We start from the raw sequence: 16,218 nt of genomic DNA on the forward strand, positions 1-16,218 counted from the left end.
AACGCAGGGCGCATTCGCGCGCCGGCCCACGGCTGGCTCGATAGCGCCCTCGTGCACCTGCATCAGTGCCCCGCCCCTGCGGGCGCGGGGCAACTGCGGCATCAATCGCCTGACAATGTTCGAAAACCATCTTCCAAAGCTATTTCGATCAGTTTTTTCAATCGAAGTGCGCTGGATGCGTGGGTCTTTATGCGCTAGTATTTTCGAAAATGAACATTAATGTTCGAATTCAAATACCAAAGCAACACGAGGCCCGTCGATGCCCACTTCTACCTTGCCCGCGCGCCCTCTCTCCGAGGTTTACGATATCGCCGTCATTGGCGGTGGGATCAATGGTGTTGGAATTGCCGCGGACGCGGCAGGTCGCGGCTTGTCCGTGTTCCTTTGCGAAAAGGACGATCTGGCCAGCCACACTTCGTCGGCCAGCAGCAAGCTAATCCACGGTGGCCTGCGCTACCTCGAACATTACGAGTTCCGCCTGGTACGCGAAGCCCTGGCCGAGCGTGAAGTGCTCCTGGCCAAGGCGCCGCATATCGTCAAGCCCATGCGTTTTGTCCTGCCGCACCGGCCCCACCTGCGCCCGGCCTGGATGATTCGCGCCGGTCTGTTCCTGTATGACCACCTGGGCAAGCGGGAGAAGCTCGCAGGTTCCCGCAGCCTGAAGTTCGGGGCCGACAGCGCGCTGAAAGCCGAGATCAGCAAAGGCTTCGAATACTCCGACTGCTGGGTCGACGACGCCCGCCTGGTGGTACTCAACGCCATGGCCGCCCGCGAGCACGGCGCCCATGTGCATACCCAGACCCGCTGCATCAGCGCCCGACGCAGCAAGGGCCTGTGGCAACTGGAACTGGAACGGGCCGACGGCAGCCTGTTCTCCATCACCGCCAAGGCCCTGGTGAACGCGGCCGGCCCCTGGGTCGCCAAGTTCATCAAGGATGACCTGAAACTGGAATCGCCTTACGGCATCCGCCTGATCCAGGGCAGCCACCTGATCGTGCCCAAGCTGTACGAGGGCGAGCACGCGCACATCCTGCAGAACGAAGACCAGCGCATTGTCTTCACCATTCCCTACCTCGATCAGTTCACCCTGATCGGCACCACCGACCGTGAATACACCGGTGACCCGGCCAAGGTCGCAATCACCGAAGGCGAAACCGACTACCTGCTGCAGGTGGTCAACGCACACTTCAAGAAGCAGCTCAGCCGCGGCGATATCCTGCACAGCTACTCCGGTGTTCGCCCGCTGTGCAACGACGAATCCGACAACCCTTCGGCCGTGACTCGCGACTACACCCTGGCCCTTTCCGGCACTGGTGAGGAAGCTCCGCTGCTGTCAGTGTTCGGCGGCAAGCTGACCACCTACCGCAAGCTGGCGGAATCGGCCATGGCGCAACTGGCGCCCTACTTCAAGCAGGCCAAGCCGAGCTGGACCGCCCAGGCCACCCTGCCCGGCGGCGAGCACATGAGCACGCCGCAAGCCCTGGCGGAAGCCATCCGCAAGAAATTCGACTGGGTGCCCAGCCAGATCGCCCGCCGCTGGGCCACCACCTATGGCAGCCGCACCTGGCGCCTGCTGGAAGGCGTGCACAGCCTCAACGACCTGGGTGAACACCTGGGGGGCGGCCTGTACACCCGCGAAGTGGATTATCTGTGTGCCGAGGAATGGGCACTGAAGGCCGAGGATATTCTCTGGCGCCGCAGCAAGCTGGGCCTGTTCACCACCGCCGCCGAACAACGGCAGTTGCAGGATTATCTACAAAAGGTCGAGGACAATCGCGGCAAGATCAAGGCGGCCTGAACGCCATGGATCACGCCAAGCCCCTGCGCCGGAAGGCCCAGGGGCTTTTTTGTGGTGCATCGCAGCCGCTCGCCTCGACTCGCCGCCCCTCCCTACAGCAAAGCATCGCGTTCGGTTTTCCGAATGGCCGACCGAAAGGCATTCGGATAACCGGATAAAAGCACGGGAATTTATGCCTCAATAAATTTTTATGACCTTTAAAATCAATGACTTGAGCATGATCAATGGGTCTGGCACGACTCATGCTCTACACTGTGCGACGAATGTCTGTCGTGCCAACACACCAGGAGCCGTCAAGGCATTCGCTGTATAAAAGAGCCGTCGAACTGGCTTCATAAAAAAAACAAATGTCGAGGAAATATTGATGCGCATCGTTCCCCATCTGTTGGGCGCAGCTATCGCTGCCGCTCTGATTAGCACTCCAGTTTTCGCTGCCGAGCTCACCGGCACACTGAAGAAAATCAAAGAGTCCGGCACCATCACCCTCGGACATCGCGACGCTTCCATCCCGTTTTCCTACATCGCTGACGCTTCTGGCGTGCCAGTGGGCTACTCCCACGACATCCAGCTGAAAATCGTCGAAGCGATCAAGAAAGACCTCGACATGCCTGACCTGAAGGTCAAGTACAACCTGGTAACCTCCCAGACCCGTATCCCGCTGGTGCAGAACGGCACCGTGGACGTCGAGTGCGGCTCCACCACCAACAACGTCGAGCGCCAGCAACAGGTCGACTTCTCGGTCGGTATCTTCGAAATCGGTACCCGTCTGCTGTCCAAAAAGGACTCGACCTACAAGGATTTCGCTGATCTGAAAGGCAAGAACGTGGTGACCACCGCCGGTACCACGTCCGAGCGCATCCTCAAGGCCATGAACGCCGACAAACAAATGGGCATGAACGTGATCTCCGCCAAGGACCACGGTGAGTCGTTCCAGATGCTGGAATCGGGTCGTGCCGTCGCCTTCATGATGGACGACGCGTTGCTGGCCGGTGAAATGGCCAAGGCCAAGAAGCCCACCGACTGGGCCGTGACCGGTACCCCGCAGTCCTACGAAATCTACGGCTGCATGGTGCGCAAGGGCGATGCCCCGTTCAAGAAAGCCGTGGACGACGCCATCGTTGCCACCTACAAGTCGGGCGAAATCAACAAGATCTACGACAAGTGGTTCCAATCGCCGATTCCGCCAAAAGGCCTGAACCTGATGTTCCCGATGAGCGACGAGCTCAAGGCCCTGATCGCCAACCCGACCGACAAAGCGGCTGACGATAAAAAGTCCTGATTCCTGACTAACCTTATCTCCTGAGGGGGCGCCGCCCCTTCGGGAGTCTGTCACTACCTGCTGGCATTTTTTTTGGAAACACTCGAACCGGTGGTTGTCGAGCCGATCGCGTGTGCCTGGCCTTCCTGGCCGGGTGGGAACGGACGTCCCCAGGCGGGTGCTTGTACATCGAACGATCTGAGGGGTAACCCTAATGAATTACAACTGGGACTGGGGCGTGTTCTTCAAGTCTACCGGCGTGGGCAGCGAGACCTATCTCGACTGGTTCATCAGCGGCCTGGGCTGGACCATCGCCATCGCCGTGGTGGCCTGGATCATCGCGCTGCTGCTGGGGTCGATCCTGGGCGTCATGCGTACCGTGCCGAACCGTCTGGTGTCGGGCATCGCCACCGTCTACGTGGAGATCTTCCGTAACGTGCCGCTGCTGGTGCAGCTGTTCATCTGGTACTTCCTGGTACCCGACCTGCTGCCGGAAAACCTTCAGGAGTGGTACAAGCAGGACCTCAACCCGACCACCTCGGCCTACCTGAGCGTTGTCGTGTGCCTGGGTCTGTTCACCGCCGCCCGGGTCTGCGAACAGGTACGTACCGGTATCCAGGCGCTGCCCCGCGGCCAGGAATCCGCCGCCCGCGCCATGGGCTTCTCGCTGCCGCAGATCTACTGGAACGTGCTGCTGCCCCAGGCCTACCGGATCATCATTCCGCCGCTCACCTCGGAATTTCTCAACGTCTTCAAGAACTCCTCGGTGGCGTCCCTGATCGGCCTGATGGAGCTGCTGGCCCAGACCAAACAGACCGCCGAGTTCTCGGCCAACCTGTTCGAGGCCTTCACCCTGGCCACCCTGATCTACTTCACCTTGAACATGAGCCTGATGCTGCTGATGCGCCTGGTAGAGAAAAAAGTCTCGGTCCCCGGCCTGATCTCCGTGGGGGGTAAATAATGGAATTCGACTTCTCGGGCATCATCCCGGCCATTCCCGGCCTGTGGAACGGCATGCTGATGACCCTCAAGCTGATGGTCATGGGCGTGGTCGGCGGGATCATCCTCGGCACCTTGCTGGCCCTGATGCGCTTGTCCCACAACAAGCTGCTGTCGAACCTGGCCGGTGCCTACGTCAACTACTTCCGCTCGATCCCGCTGCTGCTGGTGATCACCTGGTTCTACCTGGCGGTGCCTTTCGTACTGCGCTGGATCACCGGCGAAGACACCCCGATCGGCGCCTTCACCTCGTGCATCGTGGCCTTCATGATGTTCGAAGCGGCGTACTTCTGCGAAATCGTCCGCGCCGGCGTGCAGTCCATTCCCAAGGGCCAGATGGGTGCCGCCCAGGCACTGGGCATGAGCTATGGCCAGACCATGCGCCTGATCATCCTGCCCCAGGCGTTCCGCAAGATGACCCCTTTGCTGCTGCAGCAGAGCATCATCCTGTTCCAGGACACCTCCCTGGTGTACACCGTGGGCCTGGTGGACTTCCTCAACGCCTCGCGTTCCAGCGGCGACATCATCGGCCGCTCCAATGAATTCCTGATCATCGCTGGTCTGGTCTATTTCACAATCAGCTTTGCCGCCTCGCTGCTGGTCAAGCGTCTGCAAAAAAGGTTCGCCGTATGATCTCTATCAAGAACATCAACAAGTGGTATGGGGACTTCCAGGTGCTGACTGATTGCAGCACCGAGGTCAAGAAGGGTGAAGTGGTGGTGGTCTGCGGGCCGTCCGGCTCGGGCAAGTCGACCCTGATCAAGTGCGTCAACGCCCTGGAACCCTTCCAGAAGGGCGACATCGTGGTCGACGGCACCTCCATCGCCGACCCCAAGACCAACCTGCCGAAACTGCGCTCCCGCGTGGGCATGGTGTTCCAGCATTTCGAACTGTTCCCGCACCTGACCATCACCGAGAACCTGACCATCGCGCAGATCAAGGTCCTGGGTCGCAGCAAGGAAGAGGCCACCAAGAAAGGCCTGCAACTGCTGGACCGCGTCGGCCTCGCCGCCCACGCCCACAAGCACCCGGGCCAACTGTCCGGCGGTCAGCAACAGCGCGTGGCCATCGCCCGCGCCCTGGCCATGGACCCGATCGTCATGCTGTTCGACGAACCGACCTCGGCCCTGGACCCGGAAATGGTCAATGAAGTGCTGGACGTCATGGTGCAACTGGCCCAGGAAGGCATGACCATGATGTGCGTGACCCACGAAATGGGCTTTGCCCGCAAAGTGGCCAACCGAGTGATTTTCATGGACAAGGGCCAGATCATCGAAGACTGCCAGAAAGAGGAATTCTTCGGCGACATCAGCGCCCGCTCCGAACGTGCCCAGCACTTCCTCGAGAAGATCCTGCAGCACTAAACCTGTGCTTCTGTAGGAGCCGGCTGGCCGGCGAAGGGAACGCACCTGGCTCCCCTATCGCCAGGGTCGCCCTCTTCGCCGGCCGGCCGGCTCCTATGGACACCGCACAGTGGTTGACCCAAGGCATCTGTGATGAAATGCGACCCCACTCTCTATCGCGCCGCGCCGCCATCACTTGCCGTGAAACCCCGTCTGATCCGCCAACTGTTCCTGCCGCCACTGGTCATCCTGCTGATGATCGGCCTGGGCTACATCGGCTTCTGGGTCAGCGAACACAACGGCATCCGCACCCTCAGCGAAAATGGCGAACGCCAGCTGGAGCTGCACGCCCGCGCCGTAGAAAGCGAGATCAGCAAATACACCTATCTGCCCAGCCTGCTGGAACTGGAATCCAGTGTCTCGCGCTTGCTGGACGATCCCTCGCCGGAACACCGGCAGACCGTCAATCAATACCTCGAAGGCCTGAACCGCCGCAGTCGCAGCCGGGCCATCTATGTCATGGACACCACCGGCCGGGTACTGGCCACCAGCAACTGGCGCGACGTCGACAGCTACCTGGGTGAGGACCTGTCGTTTCGCGCCTACTTCCAGAACGCCGTGCGCGGCCAGCCCGGACGCTTCTACGGCATCGGCAGCACCAACGGCGAACCCGGCTACTACCTGGCCCACGGCCTGGAAGAGCACGGCAAAATCATTGGCGTGGCGGTGGTCAAGGTGCGCCTGGAAGCCCTGGAGGAGCGCTGGCAGCGCGCCCGTCTGGAAGCCTTCGTCAGCGACGAGAACGGCATCATCATCCTCTCCAGCGACCCGGCGCGGCGTCTCAAGTCGGTCCTCCCCCTGAGCGACGACACCAAGGAACGCCTGGCCCGCAGCCTGCAGTACTACTGGTTCCCGCTCAATGAACTCGAACCCCTGGCCCGGGAACGCCTGGCCGAAGGCGTGGAGAAACTGACCTTCCCCGCCAACACCGAACTCGAGTCCGACGGCAAGGCCATCAGCTACCTGTCCCAGACCCGTCCCCTGAGCGACACCCCGTGGAATTTCACCCTGCTCACCCCCTTGCAGGACCTGCGCCGCGAAGCCATCAACCAGGGCATCCTGGTGGCCGTGGCGTTTGCCCTGGTGGCGTTCTTGCTGATCGCCTGGAACGAGCGGCGCAAGGTCATCGCCACGCGCCTGGCCGCCCGTGAAGCCCTGCAGGAAGCCAACAGCCAGCTGGAGCGTCGAATCACCGAGCGCACCGCGGACCTGCGGGCCAGCAACGAGCGGCTCAAGAGCCAGATCCGCGAACGCCGCCAGGCCGAGGAAACCCTGCGCCGGGCCCAGGACGAGCTGGTCCAGGCCGGCAAGCTGGCGGCCATCGGCCAGATGTCCACCAGCATCGCCCACGAGCTCAACCAGCCACTGGCGGCGCTGCGCACCTTGTCCGGCAACACCGTGCGCTTTCTTGAGCGCGGCGCCCTGGACACCGCCAGCGCCAACCTCAAGACCATCAACGAACTGATCGACCGCATGGGCCGCATCACCGCCAGCCTGCGCGCCTTCGCCCGCCGCGGCGACGACCAGGGCCAGGCCAGCCTGGACAAGGCGGTGGACGCCGCCCTGCAGATCCTCAACGCCCGCATCGAACCCCTGCCCCTGCAACTGCACCGCGACTTCAGCGAACAGACCCTGCAGATCGACCAGACCCGCCTGGAGCAGATCCTGGTCAACCTGATCGGCAATGCCCTGGACGCCATGCAGGCACAGCCGGCGCCGGAATTGTGGCTGGAAGGCGAACCCGGCGACGGCAAGTACCGTCTGCGGGTACGCGACAACGGCCACGGCATCGATCCCGAGGCGCGCAAGCATCTGTTCGAACCCTTCTTCACCACCAAACCCGGCGAGCAGGGCCTGGGCCTGGGCCTGACCCTGTCCGCCAGCCTCGCCGCCGCCACCGGCGGCAGCCTGGGGGTGGAACATCCGGCAAGCGGCGGCACCGCCTTTGTCCTCAGCTTGCCCCTGGCAAGCCCCACTCAAGCCGAGTCGATATGAACAACGAGCTGACCGTGCTGATCGTCGAAGACGATCCCCATGTCCTGCTGGGTTGCCAGCAGGCCCTGGCCCTGGAAGACATCCCCTGCATTGGCGTGGGCAGCGCCGAAGAGGCCCTGGCCCAGGTCGGCGACAACTTTCCCGGCATCGTGGTCAGTGACATCCGCCTGCCGGGCATCGACGGCCTGGAACTGCTGACCCAACTCAAGGCCCGGGATCGCAGCCTGCCGGTGGTGCTGATCACCGGTCACGGGGATATTTCCATGGCCGTGGGGGCAATGCAGAAAGGCGCCTACGACTTCATGGAGAAACCCTTTTCTCCCGAGCGCCTGGTGGACGTGGCCCGCCGCGCCCTGGAGCAGCGAGGCCTGGCCCGGGAAGTGACCTCCCTGCGCCGCCAACTGGCCGAACGCAGTTCCCTGGAAGGCCGGATCATCGGGCGCTCGCCGGCCATGCAGAACCTGCGGGAATTGATCGCCAACGTCGCCGATACGTCGGCCAACGTGCTGATCGAAGGCGAAACCGGCACCGGCAAGGAACTGGTCGCCCGCTGCCTGCACGACTTCAGCCGCCGCCACCCGCAACAGTTCGTCGCCCTGAACTGCGGCGGCTTGCCGGAGAACCTGTTCGAAAGCGAGATTTTCGGCCACGAGGCCAACGCCTTCACCGGCGCCGGCAAACGCCGGATCGGCAAGATCGAGCACGCTCACCAGGGCACCCTGTTCCTCGATGAAGTGGAAAGCATGCCGATCAACCTGCAGATCAAGCTGCTGCGGGTATTGCAGGAGCGGACCCTGGAACGCCTGGGTTCAAACCAGAGCGTGGCCGTGGATTGCCGGGTGATCGCCGCCACCAAGTCGGACCTGGACGAGCTGAGCCGGGCCAAGGCATTTCGCAGCGACCTGTACTACCGCCTCAACGTGGTGACCCTGGAACTGCCGCCCCTGCGCGAGCGCCGCGAGGACATCCTGCAACTGTTCGAACACTTTCTGCAGCAGTCGTCCCTGCGCTTCGACCGCGCCGTGCCGGAGCTGGACAACCAGACCCTGTCGAGCCTGATGAGCCACGACTGGCCGGGCAACGTGCGCGAACTGCGCAACGTCGCCGAGCGCTTCGCCCTGGGCCTGCCGGCGTTCAAGAAGACCGGCGGCAGTGCAGCCCAGGGCCTGGGTTTTGCCGAGGCGGTGGAAGCCTTCGAACGCAACCTGCTGAACGACGCCTTGCAGCGCAGCGGCGGCAACCTGACCCAGGCCAGCCAGGAGCTGGGCATGGCCAAGACCACCCTGTTCGACAAGGTCAAGAAGTACGGCCTGAACCACTGACCCCAGCGCGAGGACTTATGGATCTATTGTTGAAGGCCGCCCTGGGCGCGGCGGTGGTGGTGATTCTGGCGGCCCTGGCCAAGACCCGGAACTACTACATCGCCGGGCTGGTGCCGCTGTTCCCGACCTTTGCCCTGATCGCCCACTACATCGTCGGCAAGGGCCGCTCGCTCGACGACCTGAAGACCACCATCCTGTTCGGCATGTGGTCGATCATTCCCTACTTCGTCTACCTGGCGACCCTGTATGTGATGGTTGACCGCCTGCGCCTGGAAGCGTCCCTGGCGGTGGCCGCCGTGGCCTGGCTGATAGCCGCGACGATCCTGGTCAGCGTCTGGGTCCGCCTCCACGCCTGAGGCCCTGCCCTTTCTGTAGGAGCGAGCTTGCTCGCGAAGCCGGCGCCGCCTGTCGCCGGCCACCCTGGCCCGACCCTTGCATTTACCCGGTAAAGCCCGTCCAGCCTGCGTTTGCGCGTTATCACGCAGTTTCTGGAGGGCGCTGCCATGGGTAAAGAACACCTTGAATATCTTAGATCTCGACCACAGCCTGACCGCCCAGGAGCCCATTGTCCGGCGCCTGAACAGCGGCCAGGCACGACGCCTGGACCTGCTGGACCTGGGCCCCAAGCTGCGCCTCTGGTCCACCGAACGCACCTACCGCCACTTCACCGAGCGCCTGGGCCAACGCCCCCGGCACAGCGGCCCGCAGCCGGAAATCTTCTTCGTCGGCTCCGGTGACTATCACCACCTGACCCCGGCCTTTCTCGGCGACCTCAAAGAGCCGGTGAGCCTGATCCACTTCGACAACCACCCCGACTGGGTACGCTTCGCCCCGCGCCGGCACTGCGGCTCCTGGGTCAACCGGGCGCTGCAGCTGCCGAATATCCAGCGCATCGTCACCTTGGGCCCTTGCAGCGAAGATTTGCATAATCCGCAACTGCGCGGCGGCAACCTCGGCGCCCTGAAGCACGGCAAACTGCAGCTGTTTCCCTGGCAGCACGCGCCGTCCAAGGTCTGGGGCCGGGTCGGCGACGGCGCCGGGCATCAACAGCAGGAAAACCTCCTGCACTGGCGCAACCTGGCGGACCTGGACTGGGCCGCCTTCCTCGCGCAGATGATCGACAGCCTGCCCACCGAAGCGGTGTGGATCACCATCGACAAGGACGTGCTGGCCAGCGAAGACGCCGCCACCAACTGGGACCAGGGCGGCATGCGCCTGACCCACCTGCTGCAGGCACTGCGGGCACTGGCGGCGCGCAAGCGCATCCTGGGCATCGACGTCTGCGGCGAGTTCGCCAAACCGGCCTTCAGCAACGCCTTCAAACGCTGGGAAGCCAAGTCCGACCAGCCCCCGGCCGAACGCTGGAGCCAGGACGACCTGCTGCGCAACTCGGTGACCAATGAAGCCCTGATTTCGCTGTTCGAGGAGCTGTTCCCGTGACCCTGACCGTTGTTCTGCTGGTGGCCTTTTCGATCCTCCTGGACGTGATCGGCCAACTCTGTTTCAAGCTCGGCCTCGACCGCCTGCCGGAGCTGGAAGGCGGCTTTCGCCTGAATGCCTTCTGGGGCCAGGTGTTCAACGCGCCCCTGCTGTGGTGCGGCATCGGCGCTTACGCCATCGAGTTCTTCGTCTGGCTCGAAGCCCTGTCCCGGGCGCCCCTGAGCCTGTTGTTCCCGGCTGCGGCCCTGGCCTATTGCGGCGTGGTACTGGCGGGCAAGGTGGTGCTGGGCGAGACCGTCAGCCGCCGACGCTGGCTGGGCACCCTGGTGATCACCGCCGGGGTGATGCTGGTGTGCGTGGCCAGTACCTGAGCCTCATTCAACGAATAGAAGGAAACGCTTCATGAGTTCGAACACCTCCCACGGCTGGCTGCACGAGCGTCTGGGCACCATCGTGCTCTGGGCCCTGCTGATCGGCTTCGAGAGCGCCGGGCAGATCGCCACCAAGGTCGGCGGCGATCAGTTGGGGCAGATGGATTTCAACCTGCAATGGCTGGCGGCCGTGGCGGTCAATCCGGGTGTGCTGCTGGCGATTGCCTGCTACATCGGCGCGTTTTTCGTGTGGATGCTGATCCTGCGTCGCAGCAGCCTGTCCCTGGCCTTCCCCTTGAGTTCCCTGGTGTTCGTGGTGGTCCTGCTGGGGTCGTGGCTGGGCCTGGGCGAACAGATCAGCCTGCTGCACTGGATCGGCGTCTTCGTGATCATCGGCGGGATTGCCCTGCTGGCGGAGGGCGAAGAGGCCTGAAGGCCTCTTCGCTGGCAAGCCAGCGCCTACGGCGGGGGATGGGCGTCGTGCCCTGGTAGGAGCCGGCTTGCCGGCGAAGGCGATCTTGCGGGCCCCTTCGCTGGCAAGCCAGCGCCTACGGCGAGTGATTGGCGTCGTGCCCTGGTAGGAGCCGGCTTGCCGGCGAAGGCGATCTTGTGGGCCCCTTCGCTGGCAAGCCAGCGCCTACGGCGGGGGATTGGCGTAGTGCCCTGGTAGGAGCCGGCTTGCCGGCGAAGGCGATCTTGCCCTCAGGCCTTGCGGTGGGCTACCAGGAAGCCCAGGCCGTGGGACACGGGAATCACTTTCACCCCCGCCGCGCGCTGCTGCTCGCGAATCTCGCGGTGGAAGGCCTTGACCTTGGTCCAGTGCATCTTCGGCCGGTAGTGATGCTCGGCGTGGTAGCCGTTGTTCATCCAGATCAGGTTGTACAGCGGGCTGTAGGAACTCACGCCCCAGGCAATCGGCAGGTCGGGGTTGCCGCCCAGGTGCTCGTAGTAGCCATTGAGGGACGACAGCGATTGCCCCAGGTACCAGAACGGCAGCAGCACCAGTACCGCGTGCCAGTCATACAGCGCCAGGGCCAGGTAGAACGCCACGGTGACGCCGATTTCCACCTTCACCCAACGCGCATCGTCAGGCCGCTTGCGCTGCATGTCCTGGTAGATCTCCTTGGGATCGTCGCGAAAGAAGCTCAGGAAGGTGTAGGCCCAGGGATTGTCCGGCTGGCCATGCTTGCCGTGCAGGTAGATCGACAGCGGATCCACGGTCTTGCCCTGGGCATCCGGCCGATCGGAGTTGCCACGGTGGTGACGGTTGTGGATGTCGCGGTACAGGGTCTGGGAAAAACCGATGGTCACCGACAGCAGCAGGTCGAAGGCCCGGTTCATCCACCCCGGGGTGAAGTAGGCGTTATGGATCTGATTGTGGGAAATGCTGTTGATGCTCCACGACAGGCTGACCGCATACAGCAGCGCCGCCGGGAGAATGACCCACCAGGACAGGGCGTGAAAGTCCAGCACCAGCCACAGGACAAAGGCGAAATGCGCCAGGGCCATGACAATCGGGATCAGGTCCCAGAGGGAATGGGCAAGCAGACGGTAGGCGGGTCGAGCCATGAAGAACTTCCTGAGAAATTGAATTCATGACCGCCTTTGCAAAGGCCAGACCAGTTTTCACCGGGGCCACCGCAGGCCGGGGCGCGGCCTGCGGTGGCGCGCTTCAGAACTTGTAGCTGATGGCGGTCTGCACCTGGCCCTGGTTGACCTCGCCCCGATCGCGAACGATGGAGCTGTCCGCGGCGGAGTTGACCAGACGGATCCAGCTGGCACTGGCCACCAGCGACCAGTTGTCCCCCAGGGGGAACTGGAAGCTCTGGCTCAGGGTGAAGTTCTGCATGCCACCGCCGGCGTTGTAGCGATCGATACCGGAGGCCAGGGACTCTTTGGCGCTGACGCCATAGAAGGTATTGGCCTGACGGTCGTCGGCAAAGTGCAGGGTCAGTTCGTTGCTGCCAATGATGCCCATGCCCAGGGGATAGCCGATCTCGCCACCGAGCTTGCCCAGCAGGCCGCCCTGGCCGCCGGCACCGCCGACCGCCTGGCCGACGGTGGCGAACACCCGCCAGAAGTCATCCGGAGCGTATTCAATGAAACCGCCGATATCGGCCATGTCGCGCACGTCCCGCAAGCCGCGCAGCTTGCCGTCGGCGTTGCGCCCCTGCAGGTAGTTGACGTAGGGACCGATGCTCAAGCCATTGCCCTTGAAGGCGCTCCAGGTCAGGCCGTCATCGGTGCTCAGGCTGACATCGCCCCATTCCAGATCCATATAAGGCAGCGGCACCGTGTCGTAGCTGCTGCCGGTCGGGTCGTGGGGCTGGTAGCCGAGGCCAAGTCCCAGTTCACCGGTGATACCGGAGTCGGCGGCGGCGCCCATGGCCGCGCCCAGCGACAGCAGGCCGGCCAGAATGGCGGGGAGAGAAAGCCTAGGCATGAGTGAGTTTCCTTGTCTGAACAGCCGCGCATCAATCACCAGAGCGCCCCACGGACGCAAGCACTGATGTTGGTTGTAGCAAGCTACAAAAATTGTAGCCAGAAAACTACAAAACCCCTCCCCGCCCGACCAGAGCCCCGGCCCTGCTGGGTTTTTGCCACTTGGCACAGTCCCTGCTCTACCCCTGCCGCAAGCGCAAACAGCGCTCTTATTCAACAGGTAACAGCAGATGATGCACTGGCATATCGTATGTGACTTCGACGGGACCATCTCCCGCGCCGACGTGATCGATAACGTTCTCCAACGCTTCGCCGACCCGAGCTGGGAAGGCATCGAGCAGGAATGGCTGGACGGTCACATCGGCTCCCGAGAATGCCTCAGCCGCCAACTGGCCCTGGTCAAGGCCTCGCCCGCCGAACTGCTGGGCTACTTCGACAGTGTCGAAATCGACCCCGACTTCCCCGACTTCGTCGATCACGTGATCGGCCTGGGCGCTTCCATCGAAGTGGTCAGCGACGGCATCGAACAAGGCATCGCCCGCATCCTGGCACGCAACTACGTGACCCTGCTGCCGATCCTCGCCAACCGCCTGCGCCAGGTCGACCACAACAGCTGGCGCATCGACTTTCCCTACGCCAGCGACGCCTGCCGCGCCGCCTCCGGCAACTGCAAGTGCAAGTCCACCCCGCGGGGCAAACGCGTGCTGGTGATCGGCGACGGCCAGTCGGACATGTGCGTGGCTTCCACCGCCGACTTCGTGTTCGCCAAGGACCGCCTGGCCGACTACTGCGAACGCAACCAGATTCCCCATGCGCGGTTCGACTCCTTCGCCGAACTGCCGGCGCTGCTGGCCAAGCTGCCGAACAACGCCGCCAACGCCGCCAACGCCACCAATTTCTCTCTTGAAACCCAGGAACTCTTCCACCATGTCTGATATCCGCATCGCTACCGCCGAAGACCAGATCCTTCTGGAAAAAGAAGCCAAGTACTGCTCCTACGGCGATACCGTTCACTACATCGAACCTCCGCGCATTTTCAGCCGCTGCGAAGGCTCCTATGTCTGGGACACCAGCGACCAGGCTTACCTCGACCTGCAGATGTGGTACTCGGCGGTGAACTTCGGCTACGCCAACCCGCGCCTGAACAACGCCCTCAAGCAACAGATCGACACCCTGCCGCAGATCGCCAGCCAGTACCTGCACAAAGGCAAGATCGAACTGTCGGAAATGATCGCCGTGGACGCCAAGAAGAAGTTCGGCCTCGACGGTCGCGTGCACTTCAACGTCGGCGGTTCGCAGTCGGTCGAGGACTCGCTGAAAGTGGTGCGCAACGCCACCAACGGCAAGAGCCTGATGTTCGCCTTCGAAGGCGGCTACCACGGTCGCACCCTGGGTGCCTCGTCGATCACCTCCAGCTACCGCTACCGTCGCCGCTACGGCCACTTCGGCGAGCGCGCGCAGTTCATCCCGTTCCCGTACCACTTCCGCGGCCCCAAGGGCATGACCAAGGAAGAGTACGGCAGCCACTGCGTGCAGCAGTTCGCCCGTCTGTTCGAAACCGAATACAACGGCGTGTGGGACCCTAAAGTCGGCCAGAGCGAATACGCCGCCTTCTACGTCGAGCCGATCCAGGGCACCGGCGGCTACGTGATCCCGCCGATGAACTTCTACAGCGAGCTCAAGCACGTGCTGGACCAGCACGGCATCCTGCTGGTGGTGGACGAAATCCAGATGGGCTTCTACCGCACCGGCAAGCTGTGGTCGATCGAGCACTTCGACGTCAAACCCGACGTGATCGTGTTCGGCAAGGCGCTGACCAACGGCCTCAACCCGCTGGGCGGCATCTGGGCCCGTGAAGAGCTGATCAACCCGGGCGTGTTCCCGCCAGGCTCGACGCACTCCACCTTCGCCTCCAACCCGCTGGGCACCGCCGTGGGCCTGGAAATGTTCAAGATGACCAGCGAGATCGACTACGGCGCGATGGTCATGGAAAAGGGCAAGTACTTCCTGGCCGGCCTGCAAGACCTGCAGAAGCGCTACCCGATCATCGGCGATGTCGACGGCCTGGGCCTGGCCCTGCGCTGCGAAATCTGCACCACCGACGGTTTCACCCCGGACAAGGCGACCCTGGACTTCATGGTCGAGGAAGGCATGAAGGGCGACATCGAAATCAACGGTCAGCGCCTGGGCCTGATCCTCGATGTGGGCGGCTACTACAAGAACGTCATCACCCTGGCCCCGTCGCTGGAAATCAGCTACGCGGAAATCGATCTGGGCATCGCACTGCTGGACCGCCTGCTGGATCGGGCCATGAAGCGATGAGCCAGGCTGAGATCGATCTGGGCGAAGGCGACGCCGGCTTCGTTCTCGGCACGGGTCCGGTCGGGGTCTTGTTGATCCACGGCCTGACCGGCACCCCGACGGAACTCCGTCGGGTGGCCCAGGGCCTGGCCAAGGACGGAACGTGCAGCGTGTACGTTCCGACCCTGCCCGGGCACTGCGGGGACAACAGCGACCTGCAGGCCACCGGCTGGCAGGACTGGTACGAAGGCGTGCGCAAGACCTTTGTCGGCGTGCAGCAGCGTCACCAAGAGGTGTTCGTCGGCGGCCTGTCCATGGGCGCGGTGATGTCCATGTACCTGGCCTCCGAGCATCCGGGCCGGATCAGCGGCCTGCTGATGTACTCCACCACCCTCAAGTACGACGGCTGGAGCATCAACAAGCTGGCGTTCCTCACGCCGTTGCTGATGAAGATCCCCTTTGGCGTGCACATCTGCCGTTTCGAAGAGAAACCGCCCTACGGCATCAAGAACGAACGCCTGCGGGCCATCGTCGAGAAGCAGATGAAAGCCGGCGAAAGCAGCAATGCCGGGCTCCTGACCATGGAGGGCGTAACGGTGCGCGAGTTGCACCGGATGAACGCCGTGGTCAAGAAACGCATGCCTTCGATCATGACCCCGGCCCTGGTGCTGCACTCCAGCGAGGATGACATCACCAGCCCCTGGAACGCCAATTACGTGGAGCGCAAGCTCGGCGGCCCGGTGACCAAGATCCTCCTCGACAACTGCTATCACATGATCACCGTGGACCTGCAGTACCAGCGGGTGATCGAGCTGAGCGTCGACTTCATCCAGCAACGAGTGACCCAGCCCGCCGAACGCGAAGACTACCGACAGCTGGCGTGACTTAA

16 protein-coding genes are annotated in these 16,218 nt (G+C 63.0%); 14 read left to right on the plus strand and 2 right to left on the minus strand.

Going from position 1 to position 16,218, the window contains the following annotated elements; all coding sequences use genetic code 11:
- Nucleotides 1–259 precede the first annotated feature (259 nt).
- The 11 genes from glpD to PST29_RS23810 all read left to right on the plus strand — a co-directional run bounded on the left by glpD (nt 260) and on the right by PST29_RS23810 (nt 11,019).
- Nucleotides 260–1,798, plus strand: a complete 1,539-nt coding sequence (glpD, locus tag PST29_RS23760) for a glycerol-3-phosphate dehydrogenase (RefSeq protein WP_060840808.1) — start codon at nt 260–262, stop codon at nt 1,796–1,798.
- A 364-nt stretch (nt 1,799–2,162) separates the two neighbouring features.
- Entirely contained in the window at nt 2,163–3,077 is a 915-nt protein-coding gene (locus tag PST29_RS23765) for a glutamate/aspartate ABC transporter substrate-binding protein (RefSeq protein WP_060840809.1), read from the plus strand.
- A gap of 193 nt (nt 3,078–3,270) precedes the next feature.
- Nucleotides 3,271–4,017, plus strand: a complete 747-nt coding sequence (locus PST29_RS23770; RefSeq protein WP_011063126.1) for an amino acid ABC transporter permease — start codon at nt 3,271–3,273, stop codon at nt 4,015–4,017.
- A complete protein-coding gene (locus PST29_RS23775) occupies nt 4,017–4,688 on the plus strand; it encodes an amino acid ABC transporter permease (RefSeq protein WP_011063127.1) in 672 nt (223 codons plus the stop codon). The genes PST29_RS23770 and PST29_RS23775 overlap by 1 nt, the downstream gene beginning before the upstream one ends.
- Nucleotides 4,685–5,419, plus strand: coding sequence for an amino acid ABC transporter ATP-binding protein (locus tag PST29_RS23780; RefSeq protein WP_016964662.1), 735 nt, complete (start codon nt 4,685–4,687; stop codon nt 5,417–5,419). Before PST29_RS23775 ends, PST29_RS23780 begins: the two co-directional genes overlap by 4 nt.
- 132 nt (nt 5,420–5,551) lie before the next feature.
- On the plus strand, nt 5,552–7,453 hold the full coding sequence (locus tag PST29_RS23785) for a sensor histidine kinase (protein WP_060840810.1): 1,902 nt from the start codon (nt 5,552–5,554) through the stop codon (nt 7,451–7,453).
- Nucleotides 7,450–8,775 carry a sigma-54-dependent transcriptional regulator gene (locus PST29_RS23790; protein ID WP_060840811.1) on the plus strand — a complete coding sequence of 442 codons (1,326 nt, stop codon included), beginning with the start codon at nt 7,450–7,452 and terminating at the stop codon, nt 8,773–8,775. The genes PST29_RS23785 and PST29_RS23790 overlap by 4 nt, the downstream gene beginning before the upstream one ends.
- A 26-nt stretch (nt 8,776–8,801) precedes the next feature.
- Entirely contained in the window at nt 8,802–9,131 is a 330-nt protein-coding gene (locus PST29_RS23795) for a GlpM family protein (protein WP_169892259.1), read from the plus strand.
- Between the two features lie 163 nt (nt 9,132–9,294).
- Complete coding sequence (locus PST29_RS23800; RefSeq protein ID WP_060840812.1) at nt 9,295–10,215, plus strand: arginase; 921 nt, start codon at nt 9,295–9,297, stop codon at nt 10,213–10,215.
- Entirely contained in the window at nt 10,212–10,586 is a 375-nt protein-coding gene (locus PST29_RS23805) for an EamA family transporter (RefSeq protein ID WP_060840813.1), read from the plus strand. The genes PST29_RS23800 and PST29_RS23805 overlap by 4 nt, the downstream gene beginning before the upstream one ends.
- A gap of 31 nt (nt 10,587–10,617) precedes the next feature.
- The gene (locus PST29_RS23810; protein ID WP_016964655.1) at nt 10,618–11,019 is read left to right on the plus strand and encodes an EamA family transporter; all 402 of its coding nucleotides are present in this window, start codon (nt 10,618–10,620) and stop codon (nt 11,017–11,019) included.
- A 269-nt stretch (nt 11,020–11,288) separates the two neighbouring features.
- On the opposite strand, the gene PST29_RS23815 is transcribed toward PST29_RS23810, so the two are convergent.
- On the minus strand, nt 11,289–12,155 hold the full coding sequence (locus PST29_RS23815; protein WP_060844477.1) for a fatty acid desaturase family protein: 867 nt from the start codon (nt 12,153–12,155) through the stop codon (nt 11,289–11,291).
- Between the two features lie 103 nt (nt 12,156–12,258).
- Nucleotides 12,259–13,029: a MipA/OmpV family protein gene (locus tag PST29_RS23820; protein WP_060840815.1), complete on the minus strand. Its 771-nt coding sequence runs from the start codon at nt 13,027–13,029 to the stop codon at nt 12,259–12,261.
- A gap of 229 nt (nt 13,030–13,258) precedes the next feature.
- On the opposite strand from PST29_RS23820, the gene PST29_RS23825 reads away from it, so the two are divergent.
- From PST29_RS23825 to PST29_RS23835, 3 genes are read left to right on the plus strand one after another with little or no spacing between them, the layout of a single operon-like run.
- Nucleotides 13,259–13,963 (plus strand): HAD-IB family phosphatase, encoded by a 705-nt coding sequence (locus PST29_RS23825; RefSeq protein ID WP_060844478.1) that lies wholly within the window; start codon nt 13,259–13,261, stop codon nt 13,961–13,963.
- Nucleotides 13,956–15,350, plus strand: coding sequence for an aspartate aminotransferase family protein (locus PST29_RS23830; protein ID WP_047288922.1), 1,395 nt, complete (start codon nt 13,956–13,958; stop codon nt 15,348–15,350). The genes PST29_RS23825 and PST29_RS23830 overlap by 8 nt, the downstream gene beginning before the upstream one ends.
- Nucleotides 15,347–16,213, plus strand: coding sequence for an alpha/beta hydrolase (locus PST29_RS23835; RefSeq protein ID WP_060840817.1), 867 nt, complete (start codon nt 15,347–15,349; stop codon nt 16,211–16,213). The genes PST29_RS23830 and PST29_RS23835 overlap by 4 nt, the downstream gene beginning before the upstream one ends.
- Nucleotides 16,214–16,218: the final 5 nt, after the last annotated feature.

This window comes from Pseudomonas sp. St29, from assembly GCF_001547915.1.
Lineage (GTDB): Bacteria > Pseudomonadota > Gammaproteobacteria > Pseudomonadales > Pseudomonadaceae > Aquipseudomonas.